Raw genomic sequence first — 15,099 nt, 5'->3', positions numbered from 1 at the left:
TGTGGGCCGCATCGACGTCCGCGCACCCGACCTGTCTCGCGTGTCTCGGGCACACCTATCGCCATCCATTCTGCGGGATGCCGAAGAGGCGCGCGGCCGAGAGCTTCCGCCGGTGACGCGCTACGCACGCTACCCCGTTCGCGGGCCTCAGCCCACATGCCCGCCCCAAGTGGCCCGGATCGCGGACGCCCGGGGCGGTCCGGAAGGCGGTCCGGACGGCGACCCGAGGACCGGCCGGAAGGAGGTCGCCGAGGTTTGTCCCGAGGTTTGTCCCGAGGTTTGTGCCGATGTTCGTCCCGACGTTCGTCCCGGTGCTCGTGCCGATGCCTGTCCGCGCCGGTCCACTGCGGTCCGCCGCGGTCCACCTCGGTCCGATGAGGCCGTGTCCCGCCGCGCCACGGTTCGTCCGGCGCGCTGGTGGGGCACTATGACGGAGTGGCAGCCGCACGGTCCCCCGCACGATCCGAAGATCATGCCGGACCGCTCCGCCGAGCGGGCCGGAAGGTCGGCCGCGCCCTGCACCTGCCGTTCACTGGCACGGCGAAGGGCATCCGCAAGGCCACCCACGCGCACGGCGCGGGCGAGTCGGGGCTCGGGAAACTGATCGAGCTGCACGCCGTGAACGGTGCCGGGGACGTCATGATCACCGTCGCCCTCGCCTCCACCGTCTTCTTCTCCGTGCCGACCGACGAGGCCCGCGGGCGCGTCGCCCTCTACCTCGCCGTCACCATGGCGCCCTTCACCCTCCTCGCTCCGGTGATCGGCCCGCTCCTCGACCGCATCCCGCACGGGCGGCGGGCCGCGATGGCCGGCGCGATGCTGACCCGGGCGGTCCTCGCGATCATGATGTCGGCGGCGGTCGCCACCGGCGGCATCGAGCTGTACCCGGCGGCGCTCGGGGTCCTGGTGGCCTCGAAGGCGTACGGGGTGGTGCGCAGTGCGGTCGTGCCGCGGCTCCTGCCACCGAACTTCTCGCTCGTGAAGGCGAACTCGCGGGTCACCCTGGCCGGGCTGCTCGCGACGGGCATCGCCGCGCCCATCGGGGCGGGGCTGCAGGTGCTCGGACCCCCGTATCCGCTGTACGGGGCGTGCGCACTGTTCCTGCTCGGGGCGTTCTGGGCGCTGCGGATGCCGCCCAAGGTGGACTCGGCGAAGGGTGAGCGGCGGGCGCATCTGCTGACGCACGGCGAGCGGAAGCCGAGTCTGCGGACGGTGGGGCCTTCGGTCCTGCACGGTCTTGAGGCGAACGCGGCGCAGCGGATGCTGTCGGGTTTCCTGATCTTCTTCCTGGCGTTCCTGCTGCGCGAGCACCCGCTGTCGGGGCAGAGTGCCGCCGTGTCGCTGGGGATCGTGGGCGTCGCGGCGGGCGTGGGCAACGCGTGCGGTACGGCGATGGGCTCGCTGCTACGGGACCGGGGGCACGGGCCCGAGGTGATCATCGCCACCATGGTCAGCGTGGCCTGCGCCACGGCGATCTGTACGGCGATCTTCTTCAGCGGGGCGATGGTGGCCGTCCTGGGCGCGGTCGCGGGTCTCACCCAGGCCCTGTCGAAGCTGTCGCTGGACGCGCTGATCCAGCGGGACGTGCCGGAGGTCGTACGGACCTCGGCGTTCGCGCGTTCCGAGACGGCACTGCAGATGGCGTGGGTGGTGGGCGGTGGGATCGGCATCGCCCTGCCCCTGAACGGGACCCTGGGCATGGCGGTGGCGGCCGGAATCCTGGCGACGGGCGCACTCCTCTCCGTACGGGGCCTGCTCGCGGCGGCCCGGCAGCGGCCGGGGCCGAAGGGGCGTTCGAAGACGCGAGTGGCGTAGTCCGGGGCGGGGAGCGGGGACCGGGAAGGGCCCTCGTTCCGGTACCCGAGGGCGGCACGCCGTACCCCCGCGTGGCGCGGGCGCGGCGGCCCGATAGCCTTCGGCTCATGACCGTTGCGTTCTTCTCCGGCTCGCGCCGCCGGGCCGCCGTCGCCCTCGGGGCCGTCTCCGCCGGGCTCCTCGTACTCTCCGCCTGCGACAAGCCGACTCCGATCGCGACTGTCACGGTCGGGTCCGACTCGATCCACTCCGAGGCCGCCTGCTACAACGACGGCGACGCCATCAAGGAGTCGCAGATCCAGCAGTGCCTCAACAAGAAGGCCGAGAAGTCCATCACCGTGGCGATGGACGACAAGATCCGCTTCGGGGTCGACCCCGAGATCGCGGACAACGGCTGGACCATCTTCCTCGGCGGCCAGCAGGCCGAGCCCGAGCCGTACAAGAAGACGTACCGGACCATTCCGGCCAGCGCCTTCTTCTCCAGCCAGACCGGCGAGGCCACCGACAAGACCCAGGTGACCATCGTCGAGAACACCGGCAAGAAGCTGACCGGTGTCTGGCACTTCCAGCTGAAGAAGGAATCCTGATCCTCCGGTGGTCCACCGGATCCTGATCGTGACGGCCGTGGCGGCGGAGGCGGACTCCGTCTCCGCCGGCCTCGGCCTCGGCGGCCCCGAGCTGCTCCCGCTGCCGGGGGGTCTCGTCCTGCGCCGCCACACGGACGCACCCGGCGGCCGTGTCCGGGTCGACGTGCTCGTCGGTGGGGTCGGACCCGCCGCCGTCGCCGCCTCGACCGGGACCGCGCTGGCGTACGCCTCGCTCACCGGCACGGAGAACCCCCGTACCGAGAACCCCTACGGCGAGAGCCCCTACGGCCTCGTCGTCTCCGCCGGGATCGCCGGCGGGTTCCGGCCGCTCGCGCCCCTCGGATCCGTCGTCGTCTCCTCGGCCGTCGTCGCGGCCGACCTCGGCGCGGAGACCCCCGACGGGTACCTCGCCGTCGACGAGCTCGGCTTCGGGCGGTCCGTCCACCCCGTGCCCGAGGCCCTGACCGGCCGTGTCGCCGCCGCCCTGGACTCCGGGGGCCGGCCGTACACCGTCGCGCCGGTGCTCACCGTCTCCACCGTCACCGGCACCGCCGGCCGCGCCGCCGAGCTGGCCGGGCGCCATCCCGGGGCCGCCGCCGAGGCGATGGAGGGCTTCGGGGTCGCCGAGGCCGCCGCCGCGTACGGCGTGCCCGTCGTCGAGATCCGGGCCGTGTCGAACGCCGTCGGCCCCCGCGACCGCGCCGCCTGGCGCATCGGCGAGGCCCTGGACGCCCTCCGGCACGCCTTCGAGCTGCTCAGCAAGACCGTCTTCGTGGAGCTGGAGCCGTCGTGACCAAGCTGAAGATCGCCTACTCGCCCTGCCCGAACGACACGTTCGTCTTCGACGCCTGGGCCCACGGCCGCGTCCCCGGCGCCCCGCGCCTCGACGTGACCTTCGCCGACATCGACGTCACCAACGGCTGGGCCGAGAGCGGCACCGACACCCACGACGTCCTGAAGGTGTCGTACGCCGTGCTGCCGTGGATCCTCGACGAGTACGCGCTGCTGCCCTGCGGCGGCGCCCTCGGCCGGGGCTGTGGCCCGCTGGTCCTCACCCGGGACACCGCGACCGGCGCCGACCTCGCCGGGAAGACCGTCGCGGTGCCGAGCGAGCGCTCCACCGCGTATCTGCTGTTCCGGCTCTGGGCGGCCGAGAAGGTGCCGGGCGGGGTCGGGAACGTCGTCGTGATGCCGTTCCACGAGATCATGCCCGCCGTGCGCGACGGCAAGGTCGACGCGGGGCTCGTCATCCACGAGGCCCGCTTCACGTACCAGAACTACGGTCTGCACTGCCTCGCCGACATGGGCGAGCACTGGGAGTCCACGACCGGTCTGCCGATCCCCCTCGGTGCGATCGTCGCCCGCCGCTCCCTCGGCGCCGAGACCCTGCGGCGGCTCGCCGACGCGGCCCGTACGTCCGTGCGGATGGCCTGGGACGACCCGGTGGCCTCCCGCCCGTACGTCCTGGAGCACGCGCAGGAGATGGACCCGAAGGTCGCCGACCAGCACATCGGTCTCTACGTCAACGAGTTCACGGCCGACCTCGGCGAGCACGGTTACGCGGCGGTCCGCGGGCTGCTCACCCGAGCCGCGGCCGAGGGGCTCGTACCGCCCCTCGGCCCGGACTCGCTCGCTTTCCCGTAGCCGGGGCTGCCCGGCTCAGACGTCCAGCTGGTCCGCGACCGCGCGCAGCAGGCCCGCGATCTTGGCGCCCTGCGCCTTGTCGGGGTAGCGGCCGCGCTCCAGCATCGGCGTGATGTTCTCCAGGAGCGTCGTCAGGTCCTGCACGATGGACGCCAGTTCGTCGGGCTTACGGCGCTGTGCCGCGGCGACGGACGGGGTCGGGTCGAGGATCGTGACGGACAGTGCCTGGTCGCCGCGCTGGCCGGCGACGACCCCGAACTCGACCCGTTGTCCCGGCTTCAAGGCGTCGACTCCGGCAGGGAGCACCGACGAGTGGACGAAGACGTCGCCGCCGTCGTCGCGGGAGAGAAAGCCGAAGCCCTTCTCGCTGTTGAACCATTTGACCTTGCCGGTAGGCACGTCTGTCCTCGTCCTCGTCCTCGTCGATGGGGATGGCAAACAGCGGGCCGACCGGCCCGCCGGCACCAGGCTAGTGGTCCGGAGGCCGGTGACAAGACGTCGCCGATGTGTTCCTTCGGCCTGGGAACTACCCTGGCCGGATGCGTAGTGAAACCCCTGCCGCACCGGTGAACGACAGCGCTCCGGGTGACGGCCTCGTCAAGGCCGGTGTCATCCTCTTCGCCATCGGCGCGGTGGCGACGCTGGTCACCGTGGCTCCGCTGTTCCTCGGCACGGACCCGTTTCCCACGGTCGCGTACACGATCTCCATGCTGATGGGGGTCGGATTCCTCGTCGCCGGCGCCGGTGTGCTGCGCGGGATCGCGGCCCAGCGGCGGCAGGCGCGCAGCGTTCCGGCCGCACCGGTTCAGGCCAGGTAGCCCTCCCACCAGGCTCGGAAGTCCGTCAGGTCAGCAAGGACGACGTCCGCGCCCGCCTCCTGAAGCTCCTCGGGGGCGCAGGGGCCGGTGGCGACGGCCACCGAGAGGGCACCGGCCGTGGCGGCGCCGCGGACGTCGCCGATGTGGTCACCGACGTACACCTGGGCGCCGTGGGCGCGCAGGGCCTCCGCCTTGCCCTCGGCCCACAGGCCGCCGACGACCGCGTCCGGCTCGATGCCGAGGTGCGCGAGGTGCAGCTCGGCGTGCGGGCCGTTCTTCGCGGTGACGACGATGGTGCGGCCGCCCGCCTCGCGTACGGCGGCGATCGCGTCCCTCGCGCCCGGCATCGGCGGCGAGGGCTCGATGGCGTACGCCGGGTAGAGCGCGCGGTAGCGGGCCACCATCTCCGTCACCTGCTCCTCGGGGACCCAGTACGCCATCTCCTGCTCCAGCGGCGGGCCGAGGCGGCTGACGACGAGGTCCGCGTCGACGGGGACGCCGGACTCGGCGGAGAAGGCCTCCCAGGCGGCCTTGATGCCGGGGCGGGAGTCGATCAGCGTCAGGTCGAGGTCGAAACCGACGGTCGGCGCGGGTGTGGTGGCGGAGGTCGTCATAAGAGCCATTCTGGGGGACCTCCGGCCCAGGTGTTCGAATATGGCTGCTGCTTACACTGAGCCAAGCCTTACCAAACCCCGCACGCCCCACACCCCGCACCACCCGATGGGTCCTGATGCCAGCCGCTTTCCGTTCCAGACGGGTCCTCGCGACCTCGGCGGCGCTCGTCGCCCTGCTCCTCGCCGTGCTCCTCAGCCTCGCCGTCGGCGCCCGCGCCATCGCCCCGTCCACGGTCCTCGACGCCCTGCTGCACGGCGGTACGAGTCCCGACGCCGAGGTCGTACGGCAGCTCCGCGTCCCCCGCACCCTCATCGGGCTGATGGTCGGCGCGGCGCTCGCGCTCGCCGGGACGGCCCTCCAGGGCATCACCCGCAACCCGATCGCCGACCCCGGCATCCTCGGCATCAGCCAGGGCTCCTCGGTCGGCGTCGTCCTCGCCATCGCCTTCTTCGGGGTGCACACGCTCACCGGATACGTGTGGTTCGCGTTCGCCGGCGCCGCGCTCGCCGCGGTCGCCGTCCACGCCATCGCCTCCGGCGGGCGCGGCGGGGCGACGCCCGTGAAGCTGGCGCTCGGCGGGGCGGCGATCAACGCGCTGCTGCTCTCCGTCACCACCGGCATCCTCACCACCAAGGCCTCGGCGCTCGACGAGTTCCGGTTCTGGCAGATCGGCTCCCTCGACGGGCGCGACGCCCAGATCGTCGGCCAGATCTGGCCCTTCCTGCTGCTCGGCACGGTCCTCGTCGTCTCCGTGGCGCGCGGACTCGACGCGCTCGCGCTCGGCGAGGACGTCGCCAAGGGCCTCGGGCAGCGGGTCGCGACCGTGCGGATCGTCGGCGGCATCGGCGCGACCGTCCTCACCGGCGCGGCCGTGGCCGCCGCCGGGCCCGTCGCCTTCGTCGGCCTCGCCGTCCCGCACATCGCGCGGGCCGTCGTCGGCTCCGACCACCGGTGGGTGATGCCGATGGCCGCCGTCATCGGTCCGGTGATGCTGCTGGTGGCGGACGTCGCCGGACGGATCGTGTTCCCGCCGGGCGAGGTCCCTGCCGGGGTGATGACGGCGCTGATCGGGGTGCCGTTCCTGGTCACGCTCGTCCGCCGGAAGGCGGTGGCGGCATGACCACCTCTCTCGACGAGCACCCCGTGAAGTCCGCGGGCGTCCGGCCCGCCGGGTACGGGCTCGTGCGCGCCGGAGGCGCCTCCTTCCTGCTCCACCGGCGGTCCGCCGCCGTCACCGTGGGCCTGTTGCTGCTCCTGGCGGCGTCCTCCGTCGCGTACCTCTGCGTCGGTGAGCGGTTCGTCGACCCCTCCGAGGTCGTACGGATCCTCCTCGGGCACGCGTCGCCCTCGACGTTCGTCGTGGAGGAGCTGCGGGAGCCCCGGCTCGTCGTCGCCCTCGCCGTCGGCGCCGCGTTCGGCGTCGCGGGCGCCCTGATCCAGACCGTGGCCCGCAACCCGCTGGCCAGCCCCGACATCATCGGCATCAGCCAGGGCGCCGGGGCGGTCACCGTCGCCGCGATGACCTTCGGCCTGAGCTCGTACACCGTGCTGCCGTACCTCTCGATCGCCGGCGGTGTCGTCGCCGCGGCGCTCGTGTACGTGTTCGCGTGGCGCGGCGGGCTGCACGCGACCCGGTTCGTCCTCATCGGCATCGGGTTCGCGATCGCGCTGCGGTCGCTCACCACCCTCTTCATGACCAAGGGCGACTTCCTCGTCGCCCAGCAGGCCCAGATCTGGATGACCGGCTCGCTCAACGGGCGCGGCTGGGACGAGTCCGCGCCGATCCGCTGGACGCTGCTGCTCATGCTGCCCGCCGTGCTGTGGGCGGCCCGCGCCCAGCGGACCGTCTCCCTCGACGACGACACGGCGACGGCACTCGGCGTACGGCTCGGGCGGGTCCGGCTCGGGCTCGTCGCAGTGGGTGTCGTGCTCGCGTCCGTGGCGACGGGGGTCGCCGGCCCGGTCGACTTCGTGGCGCTGCTCGCGCCGCAGATCGCCCGCCGGATGACCCGTACCGCGCAGATCCCGCTGCTCGCCTCGGCGCTGACCGGCGCGGCGGTGGTCGTGCTCGCCGACCTGCTGGGCCGGCGGCTCCTGTCGCCGATCGAGCTTCCGGTGGGCGTCCTCACGGCGGCCGTCGGAGCCCCGTATCTGATCTGGCTCATCGTCCGGAGCCGTACCGCAGCATCCGCAGGAGGCAAGGCGTGAGCAGGCTGACCGCGCGCGAGCTGACGCTCGCCTACGAGGACCGCACCGTCGTCCACGAGCTGGACCTGGCGATCCCCGACGGCAAGGTGACCGTGATCGTCGGTCCCAACGCCTGCGGCAAATCCACCACCCTCCGGGCGCTCGGCCGGCTCCTCAAGCCGGCGGGCGGCGCGGTCCTCCTCGACGGGGAGGAGTTGGCGAAGCTCCCGACCAAGCGGATCGCCCGGTCGATCGGGCTGCTTCCCCAGACCCCCGTCGCACCGGAGGCGATCACCGTCGCCGACCTCGTCTCGCGGGGCCGCCAGCCCCACCAGGCCTGGTGGAAGCAGTGGTCGGAGGAGGACGAGCGGGCCGTCGTCGAGGCCATGGACCGCACGGACGTCGCCGCGCTCGCCGACCGCTCCGTCGACGAGCTGTCGGGCGGGCAGCGGCAGCGGGTGTGGATCGCGATGGCACTCGCCCAGGAGACGGACCTCCTGCTCCTCGACGAGCCCACCACCTACCTGGACATCTCCCACCAGGTGGAGGTCCTCGACCTGGTCCGCCGTCTCAACCGGCTGCGCGGCCGCACGGTCGTCCTCGTCCTCCACGACCTGAACCAGGCGGCCCGGTACGCCGACCACCTGATCGCGATGAAGGCGGGCCGGGTGGTCGCGGAGGGGCCGCCGGACGAGATCGTGACGGAGGAGCTCGTACGGGACGTCTTCGGGCTGGCGTCGGTCGTGGTCCCGGACCCGGTGACCGGGTCGCCGCTGGTGGTGCCGGGGGCGCCGTGGCACGCGGACGACACGGATACCGCGGTGGACGCGGAGATCTCGGCGGGGTGAGCTGAGGCCCGCCCCCGTCAGCGCCTCCGGGCCCGCCAGAGCAGGAACAGGGCCGAGGCGACGGCCGCTCCTCTCAGGACCCACGGCCAGGTCTCCGAGATCGCCGCGCCCATCGCCTCGCCGCCCGCCGCCACCGGGGCGCCCCAGCGGCCCTCCACACGGCCCCACAGCCAGGCGATGCCCGACGCGGCGGCGAGGCCCGGGATCACCAGGACCGCGCCCTTGACCTCGCCGGGGGTCAGGCGGCGCGAGGCGTACGCGATGAGCCAGCCCGCGGCCAGGGCGACGAGCGAGCCGAAGACCGCACCGCCGAGCAGGAGGAGGGCGGCGAGCAGGACGAACGGGTTCGCGAGGCGGAGACGGGAGACGGAGGCCGCCTCGGGCCCGGCCTCGATCTCCGGTTCCGTTTCGGGGGCCCGGGGCTTGCGGCGCAGGAGGATACGGGCGAGGCGGCGGCGCTTCCCCGGCGCGAGCTCGTCGCCTTCCGCCTCGTCCTCGTCCTCCTCGTCGGGGACGGGCTCCGTGAAGAGGTCCGGGCGTTCGACCCCGCCGACGAAACCCGGCAGGTCCGCGGCGGCGTCGACCCGCCACCAGTCGGCGTCTCCGCCGGCCATGTCGACGAGGCCGGCCTCACCGCTGCCACCGCCGTCCGGGATGTCGGCGGAGCGGGTGGTGTCCGTCTTCGTCGCCGCGGCCGGCGCCGCTCCGTCGCGGGACCGGCGGCTCCGCGGCACCCACCCGATGCGCTTCCCCGCCCGGTCCTCCTTGCGCGGCTTCGGCACCGGCTTCGGCGCGGACTCCGCTCCCCCTGTCGGTGAGGGTGTCGGTGTGGGCGCCGCGCCCGGGCCCTCCGCGCGTTCCACCACCTCGTCCGGGGTGCCCAGCGCGCCGAGGATGCCCCGTACCGCCGCCGGGCTCTCCTCGCCGTGCGTGGCGCGGCGGCGGTCGATCTCGTTGCGGAGGGTGGACACCAGCCGCATCCGGTCGCTCGCCGGCAGTTGTCGCTGCTGGGCCAGATCGCCGACCCGGCTCAGATAGTCGTAGACCAACTGGTCGCTCTCGATCCCCACGGTGCCCCTCCACGGCCGGTTCGCCCGGTACGGCCCGACGTTAGCGCCTGCGCAGCGGCTAACGTGGTCCGGATGGGGATCGGTGAGCTCGACCGGGAGGCGCACGTGCCCGAGGTAACTGGCGCCGCCGCGGCGCCCCGCACACTCGCGGAGGCGCTGCGCGCGCGGGGCGACGAGGGGCTCGCCGCGCTGCTGCGGGCACGGCCCGACCTGGTGAGTCCCGTGCCGAACGATCTGACGCAGCTGGCGACGCGCGCCGGGACGCGGGGTTCGGTGGTGCGGGCCTTGGAGCGGCTCGACCGGTTCGCCCTCCAGACCGCCGAAGCGCTGGCGGTGGCTCCGGACCCGGCCCCGTACCCCGTGCTCCTGGAGCTGCTCACCGGCGACGAGGGTGATCCGGAGATCGAGGCGGCGCTGCCGGGTGCGGTGGCGCTGCTGCGCGAGCAGGCGCTGGTGTGGGGCGAGGACGACCGGCTGAGGCTCGTACGGACGGCGCGGGAGCTGCTGGCGCCGTCGGCGCAGCATCCGTCGCCGACGGGGCTCGGGCCGACGGTGGCCGAGGCGACGTCGGGGATGTCGCCGGGCCGGGTGCAGGAGATCATCGCGGCTGCCGGGCTGCCGGGGACGCATGATCCGGTGTCGGCGGTGGCGGTGCTGACGGCGCTGTTCACGGACCGGGACCGGATGGGTTCGCTGCTCGACACGGCGTCGCCGGACGCGCTGTCCGTCCTGGACCGGCTTGTGTGGGGTCCTCCGTACGGCGAGGTGACGGCGAAGCCGGCGGCTCCGGTGCAGTGGCTGCGCGACCGGGGGCTGCTGCTGCCGGTGTCGCCGCGGACGATGGTGCTGCCGCGTGAGGTGGCGCTGCATCTGCGGGGCGGGCGGGCGCACCGGGCGCCGGAGCCGCTGGCACCGAAGCCGGTGGTACAGCGCGAGTACCGTCCACAGGTTGTGGACCTTGCGGCGGCCGGGCAGGCGCAGCTGGCGCTCGCGACGGTCGAGGAGCTGCTGAAGTCCTGGGACCGGGGCGGGCCGCAGGTTTTGCGGGCGGGCGGTCTGTCCGTGCGGGACCTCAAGCGGACGGCGGCGGCGCTCGACGTCTCGGAGGAGACGACGGCGTTCTGGCTGGAGCTCTGTTACGGGGCGGGGCTGCTCGCGTCGGACGGGGAGGCGGACGAGCGGTACGCGCCGACGCCCGCGTACGACGACTGGCTCGATCTGCCGCCGGCGGAGCGCTGGGCGCTGCTCGTCACGCCGTGGCTGACGGCGACCCGTACGTCGGGTCTGGTCGGCGGCCAGGACGCCAAGGGCCGGACGTTGTCGGTGCTCGGTCCGGATCTGGACCGGTCGCCGGCGCCGGAGGTCCGGCACCGGGTGCTCGGGCTGCTCGCGACGCTGCCGCCGGGTTCGGCGGCGGAGCCGGAGTCGCTGTTCGCGCGGCTGCGGTGGGAGCGGCCGCTGAGGGGAGCGGCGTCCTCGGGAGAGCGCGGCGACCTGCGGTCGAGCCTGGCCCGCTGGACGCTCGCGGAGGCGGAACTCCTCGGGCTGACCGGGCGGGGTGCCCTGTCGGGGCCGGCGCGGGCACTGCTCAACCTCCCGCTGGCGGAGGCCGCGTCCGCCGGAGAGCTGGGCGGGGGTGTGGAACTGTCGGTGGCGGCGGGAAGGGCGGCGACGCTGCTTGCCCCGCTCCTACCGGAGGCCGTCGACCACGTCCTCCTGCAGGCGGACCTGACGGCGGTCGCGCCGGGGCCGCTGCGGCGCCCGCTGGCGGATGCCCTCGCGGTCCTCGCGGACGTGGAATCGAAGGGTGGGGCGACGGTCTACCGGTTCACGCCCGGGTCCGTACGGCGAGCGCTCGACTCCGGGCAGACCGCCACCGACCTGCACGAATTCCTCAAGGCACACTCCCGGACGCCGGTCCCGCAGCCGCTCGCGTACCTCATCGACGACGTGGCGCGACGGCACGGCCATCTGCGGGTCGGGGCGGCGTCCGCGTACGTGCGCTGCGACGACGACACGGTCCTCGGCGAGATCCTGGCGGACCGCCGCTCCGCTTCCCTCGGCCTCCGGCGGCTCGCGCCGACGGTGCTCGCGGCGCAGGCGGACCCGGCGTCGCTGCTCGACGGGCTGCGGTCGATGGGGTACGCACCGGCGGCCGAGTCGACGACGGGCGACGTCCTGATCACCCGCGCGGACGCGTACCGCACGTCCGCGCGTACGGCCCCGGTGCCGGTACCGGACGGCCCGCCGACCCCGGACACGACGCTGCTCGGCGCGGCGGTCAAGGCGATCCGGGCGGGCGACCGGGCGGCGACGGCGGTACGCAGGGAGCCGGCCGCCCCGACGGCGGCGGGCGCCCTCCCGCGCACGTCGGCGGCGGAGACCCTGGCGACGGTCCAGGCGGCGGCGATGACCGGCTCGGCGGTCTGGATCGGCTATGTCAACGCGGATGGTGCGGCGAGCCAGCGGGTGATCGCCCCGGTCAGGGTGGAGGGCGGCTTCGTGACGGGCTACGACCACACGGCCGACGAGGTCCGCACGTACCCCCTGCACCGCATCACGGGCGTGGCGGAACTGGCGGACGACCAGGTGTAGCGGGGCGCGGGCACATCAGCCCTGGATGTTCCCCGTCAGGAGCATGACGAGGAAGGCGATCCAGCCGATGGCGCCGACGAGGGAGGGGAAGAGCACGGGGGCAGCGGCGCCGATGGCCGCGAGGATGATCCGGGCGGGGCGGCGCCGCCGCGTCCGGACGAGGCACCAGCTGGGCACCAGGAACGCGGACGCGCAGACGAGGCTCCCGACCAGCATGAACCAGGCGGAGCCCCACATGCTCCCGGACGCGGTGGCCATCAAGAGCAGCGGCGAGACGAGACTGCCGACGAGCGGCGCGACCCACCAGTGCGCGTCGGGCACGTCACCCGACACCACCGGCTGCTGCTGGCCGGGGCTCCATGCGGTCGGGCCGAGGTTCGAAGTCATGCCCCCATCCCACCGCCCCGGCCGGTCCGGCCCCAGCGCGCGCGTACTCATCCGGCGCGGGCCCGGTACTCATCACGGCACACACCGGCACCCGGCGCGCGGGTCAGGCACACTGGAGGATTGGCCGTTACGGGAACGGCACGGTGTCGGAAGGACCTGATCACGTGAACGGACCTCTTATCGTCCAGAGTGACAAGACGCTGCTCCTGGAGGTCGACCACGAGCTCGCCGACGCCTGTCGGCGGGCCATCGCACCGTTCGCCGAGCTGGAGCGGGCGCCCGAGCACATTCACACGTACCGGCTGACGCCGCTCGGCCTGTGGAACGCGCGGGCCGCCGGGCACGACGCCGAGCAGGTCGTCGACGCGCTCGTCGAGTACTCGCGCTATCCCGTCCCGCACGCGCTGCTCGTCGACATCGCCGAGACCATGGCCCGTTACGGGCGCCTCACGCTGTCCAAGCATCCGACGCACGGGCTCGTGCTCACCAGCACCGACCGGCCCGTCCTTGAGGAGATCCTGCGGTCGCGGAAGGTGCAGCCGCTCGTCGGGGAGCGGATCGACGCCGACACCGTCGTCGTTCATCCCTCGGAGCGCGGGCAGATCAAGCAGACGCTGCTGAAGCTGGGGTGGCCCGCGGAGGACCTCGCCGGGTACGTCGACGGCGAGGCCCACCGGATCGATCTCGCCGAGGACGGCTGGTCTCTGCGGCCCTACCAGAAGCAGGCCGTCGAGGGCTTCTGGCACGGTGGGTCCGGGGTCGTCGTACTGCCCTGTGGTGCCGGAAAGACGCTGGTCGGAGCCGGTGCGATGGCTCAGGCCAAGGCGACCACGCTGATCCTCGTGACCAACACCGTGTCCGCCCGTCAGTGGAAGCACGAGCTGGTGAAGCGGACCTCGCTCACCGAGGACGAGATCGGCGAGTACAGCGGTACGAAGAAGGAGATCCGGCCGGTCACCATCGCCACGTACCAGGTGCTCACCACCAGGCGGAAGGGCGTCTATCCGCACCTTGAGCTGTTCGACTCCCGGGACTGGGGACTCATCGTCTACGACGAGGTCCACCTGCTGCCCGCGCCCGTCTTCAAGTTCACCGCCGACCTGCAGGCCCGACGGCGGCTCGGGCTCACCGCCACCCTCGTGCGGGAGGACGGGCGCGAGTCCGACGTCTTCTCGCTCATCGGGCCCAAGCGGTTCGACGCGCCCTGGAAGGAGATCGAGGCGCAGGGTTACATCGCGCCCGCCGACTGCGTCGAGGTCCGCGTCAATCTGACCGATTCCGAGCGGCTCGCCTACGCCACGGCCGAGGCCGAGGAGAAGTACCGCTTCTGCGCCACGACCGCGACGAAGCGGAAGGTCACCGAGGCGCTGGTGAAGAAGTTCGAGGGGCAGCAGATCCTCGTCATCGGGCAGTACATCGACCAGCTCGACGAGCTCGGCGAGCACCTGGACGCGCCCGTCATCAAGGGCGAGACCCCCAACGCCCAGCGCGAGAAGCTCTTCGACGCCTTCCGTAACGGCGAGATCAGCGTGCTCGTCGTGTCGAAGGTCGCCAACTTCTCCATCGACCTGCCCGAGGCGACCGTCGCCATCCAGGTGTCCGGCACCTTCGGCTCCCGTCAGGAGGAGGCGCAGCGCCTCGGCCGGGTGCTCCGGCCGAAGGCCGACGGCCACCAGGCGCACTTCTACTCGGTGGTCGCCCGCGACACCATCGACCAGGACTTCGCCGCCCACCGGCAGCGGTTCCTCGCCGAGCAGGGGTACGCCTACCGGATCGTCGACGCGGACGAGTTGCTCGCGCCGTAGAGCGATCCCGCAGAGCGGTCGGCTAGGGGGTGTTTCGAAAGTCCTGTGCGGTGCCCGCGGTGTCCGGTGCGTGCCCTCGGCGTGCCGGGCGCCACGGGTGCTGTGCGGGACTTTCGAAACACCCCCTAGTCCATGAGCGCCAGCACGGGGGCCGTGATCGCCAGGACGTATTGGGCGATCACCAGGCCCTTGCGGGGGGCGATCAGCGCCGCCACTCCCGTGAGGGCTCCCACGACCAGGGTCCAGAACGCCGCCGTGACGAACCCCTTGGCGGCGCCGTCCCCCTGGATGGCGTCGCTGAGCACCGCTATGAAGGTGGCGACGAAGCAGGCCGCCAGGAGGAGGAATCCGCAGCCGGCGATGACGCGCAGGGCGCGGGGGCTCGGGGCGTAGGGGTCGGTGAGGTCGGTGCCGTGGGGGCGGTCGGTGAGGTCGGTCGGCGTCGTCATGGGTCGATCACATCAGGGGCCGGTCCCGTACCGACAGGCGTTCTCGTACTCAGTCGGGGCCCGGCGCGTACTCAGGTCGCGGGTTCCTGATGCCGGCCTCGGGCGGGCCGTAGTCGCCCAGGAGGACGACGCCGGCCGCCGCGCCGCCGAAGGTGCGTATCGCGCGCAAGGCCGTGTGGAGGGGGTGGACTCGGGGGCGGGTCACGGTGGTCACGAGGGTGAAGGTCGTCGCGGTCATGTCTCCATGATGGAATCCGGACATACCGAACACATCGCTCT

16 protein-coding genes are annotated in these 15,099 nt (G+C 73.1%); 10 read left to right on the top strand and 6 right to left on the bottom strand.

Annotated elements, in window-relative coordinates:
- The first annotated feature begins 435 nt into the window (after positions 1 to 435).
- From OG514_RS15575 to OG514_RS15560, 4 genes are all read left to right on the top strand, one after another.
- The gene (locus OG514_RS15575) at positions 436 to 1,815 is read left to right on the top strand and encodes an MFS transporter (RefSeq protein WP_266894981.1); all 1,380 of its coding nucleotides are present in this window, start codon (positions 436 to 438) and stop codon (positions 1,813 to 1,815) included.
- A 107-nt stretch (positions 1,816 to 1,922) separates the two neighbouring features.
- A complete protein-coding gene (locus OG514_RS15570; RefSeq protein ID WP_266894979.1) occupies positions 1,923 to 2,402 on the top strand; it encodes a DUF2771 domain-containing protein in 480 nt (159 codons plus the stop codon).
- Between the two features lie 7 nt (positions 2,403 to 2,409).
- On the top strand, positions 2,410 to 3,195 hold the full coding sequence (locus OG514_RS15565) for a futalosine hydrolase (protein ID WP_266894977.1): 786 nt from the start codon (positions 2,410 to 2,412) through the stop codon (positions 3,193 to 3,195).
- Positions 3,192 to 4,046 (top strand): 1,4-dihydroxy-6-naphthoate synthase, encoded by an 855-nt coding sequence (locus OG514_RS15560; RefSeq protein ID WP_266894975.1) that lies wholly within the window; start codon positions 3,192 to 3,194, stop codon positions 4,044 to 4,046. The genes OG514_RS15565 and OG514_RS15560 overlap by 4 nt, the downstream gene beginning before the upstream one ends.
- Before the next feature lie 15 nt (positions 4,047 to 4,061).
- Here the strand turns inward: OG514_RS15560 and OG514_RS39360 are convergent, their stop codons facing one another.
- Positions 4,062 to 4,445: a cold-shock protein gene (locus OG514_RS39360; RefSeq protein ID WP_015035334.1), complete on the bottom strand. Its 384-nt coding sequence runs from the start codon at positions 4,443 to 4,445 to the stop codon at positions 4,062 to 4,064.
- Between the two features lie 140 nt (positions 4,446 to 4,585).
- On the opposite strand from OG514_RS39360, the gene OG514_RS15550 reads away from it, so the two are divergent.
- Positions 4,586 to 4,864, top strand: coding sequence for a hypothetical protein (locus OG514_RS15550; RefSeq protein WP_266894973.1), 279 nt, complete (start codon positions 4,586 to 4,588; stop codon positions 4,862 to 4,864).
- Here the strand turns inward: OG514_RS15550 and OG514_RS15545 are convergent.
- Positions 4,852 to 5,478 (bottom strand): HAD family hydrolase, encoded by a 627-nt coding sequence (locus tag OG514_RS15545; RefSeq protein WP_266894971.1) that lies wholly within the window; start codon positions 5,476 to 5,478, stop codon positions 4,852 to 4,854. The genes OG514_RS15550 and OG514_RS15545 overlap by 13 nt on opposite strands.
- 116 nt (positions 5,479 to 5,594) lie before the next feature.
- Between OG514_RS15545 and OG514_RS15540 the strand changes: the two genes are divergently transcribed.
- The 3 genes from OG514_RS15540 to OG514_RS15530 are packed head-to-tail and all read left to right on the top strand — an operon-like array spanning position 5,595 to position 8,514.
- Complete coding sequence (locus tag OG514_RS15540) at positions 5,595 to 6,599, top strand: iron ABC transporter permease (protein ID WP_266894969.1); 1,005 nt, start codon at positions 5,595 to 5,597, stop codon at positions 6,597 to 6,599.
- Positions 6,596 to 7,687 (top strand): iron chelate uptake ABC transporter family permease subunit, encoded by a 1,092-nt coding sequence (locus OG514_RS15535; protein ID WP_266894967.1) that lies wholly within the window; start codon positions 6,596 to 6,598, stop codon positions 7,685 to 7,687. Before OG514_RS15540 ends, OG514_RS15535 begins: the two co-directional genes overlap by 4 nt.
- Positions 7,684 to 8,514, top strand: coding sequence for an ABC transporter ATP-binding protein (locus OG514_RS15530; RefSeq protein WP_266894965.1), 831 nt, complete (start codon positions 7,684 to 7,686; stop codon positions 8,512 to 8,514). Before OG514_RS15535 ends, OG514_RS15530 begins: the two co-directional genes overlap by 4 nt.
- A gap of 17 nt (positions 8,515 to 8,531) precedes the next feature.
- Here the strand turns inward: OG514_RS15530 and OG514_RS15525 are convergent, their stop codons facing one another.
- Positions 8,532 to 9,584: a hypothetical protein gene (locus OG514_RS15525; RefSeq protein ID WP_266894963.1), complete on the bottom strand. Its 1,053-nt coding sequence runs from the start codon at positions 9,582 to 9,584 to the stop codon at positions 8,532 to 8,534.
- Between the two features lie 72 nt (positions 9,585 to 9,656).
- Here OG514_RS15525 and OG514_RS15520 point away from each other — a divergent pair, with 72 nt between their 5' ends.
- Entirely contained in the window at positions 9,657 to 12,179 is a 2,523-nt protein-coding gene (locus OG514_RS15520; protein ID WP_266894961.1) for a helicase C-terminal domain-containing protein, read from the top strand.
- Between the two features lie 15 nt (positions 12,180 to 12,194).
- On the opposite strand, the gene OG514_RS15515 is transcribed toward OG514_RS15520, so the two are convergent.
- Positions 12,195 to 12,566: a hypothetical protein gene (locus OG514_RS15515; protein ID WP_266894959.1), complete on the bottom strand. Its 372-nt coding sequence runs from the start codon at positions 12,564 to 12,566 to the stop codon at positions 12,195 to 12,197.
- A 164-nt stretch (positions 12,567 to 12,730) separates the two neighbouring features.
- Here OG514_RS15515 and OG514_RS15510 point away from each other — a divergent pair, with 164 nt between their 5' ends.
- Positions 12,731 to 14,371: a DNA repair helicase XPB gene (locus OG514_RS15510; protein ID WP_266894957.1), complete on the top strand. Its 1,641-nt coding sequence runs from the start codon at positions 12,731 to 12,733 to the stop codon at positions 14,369 to 14,371.
- A gap of 125 nt (positions 14,372 to 14,496) precedes the next feature.
- On the opposite strand, the gene OG514_RS15505 is transcribed toward OG514_RS15510, so the two are convergent.
- On the bottom strand, positions 14,497 to 14,820 hold the full coding sequence (locus OG514_RS15505) for a hypothetical protein (RefSeq protein ID WP_266894955.1): 324 nt from the start codon (positions 14,818 to 14,820) through the stop codon (positions 14,497 to 14,499).
- Positions 14,821 to 14,869: 49 nt separating this feature from the next.
- Positions 14,870 to 15,058 (bottom strand): hypothetical protein, encoded by a 189-nt coding sequence (locus tag OG514_RS15500; protein WP_266894953.1) that lies wholly within the window; start codon positions 15,056 to 15,058, stop codon positions 14,870 to 14,872.
- Between the last annotated feature and the right edge of the window lie 41 nt (positions 15,059 to 15,099).

It is taken from the genome of Streptomyces sp. NBC_00572 (assembly GCF_026341815.1).
Classification (GTDB): Bacteria; Actinomycetota; Actinomycetes; order Streptomycetales; family Streptomycetaceae; genus Streptomyces.
This window is presented reverse-complemented; position numbering and strand designations above follow the sequence as displayed.

Coding starts and splice junctions, on each gene's coding strand:
- OG514_RS15535 (WP_266894967.1), top strand. CDS start 6,596: ATGACCACCTCTCTCGACGAGCACCCCGTGAAGTCCGCGGGCGTCCGG.
- OG514_RS15540 (WP_266894969.1), top strand. CDS start 5,595: ATGCCAGCCGCTTTCCGTTCCAGACGGGTCCTCGCGACCTCGGCGGCG.
- OG514_RS15520 (WP_266894961.1), top strand. CDS start 9,657: ATGGGGATCGGTGAGCTCGACCGGGAGGCGCACGTGCCCGAGGTAACT.
- OG514_RS15550 (WP_266894973.1), top strand. CDS start 4,586: ATGCGTAGTGAAACCCCTGCCGCACCGGTGAACGACAGCGCTCCGGGT.
- OG514_RS15570 (WP_266894979.1), top strand. CDS start 1,923: ATGACCGTTGCGTTCTTCTCCGGCTCGCGCCGCCGGGCCGCCGTCGCC.
- OG514_RS15505 (WP_266894955.1), bottom strand. CDS start 14,820: ATGACGACGCCGACCGACCTCACCGACCGCCCCCACGGCACCGACCTC.
- OG514_RS15545 (WP_266894971.1), bottom strand. CDS start 5,478: ATGACGACCTCCGCCACCACACCCGCGCCGACCGTCGGTTTCGACCTC.
- OG514_RS15500 (WP_266894953.1), bottom strand. CDS start 15,058: ATGACCGCGACGACCTTCACCCTCGTGACCACCGTGACCCGCCCCCGA.
- OG514_RS15515 (WP_266894959.1), bottom strand. CDS start 12,566: ATGACTTCGAACCTCGGCCCGACCGCATGGAGCCCCGGCCAGCAGCAG.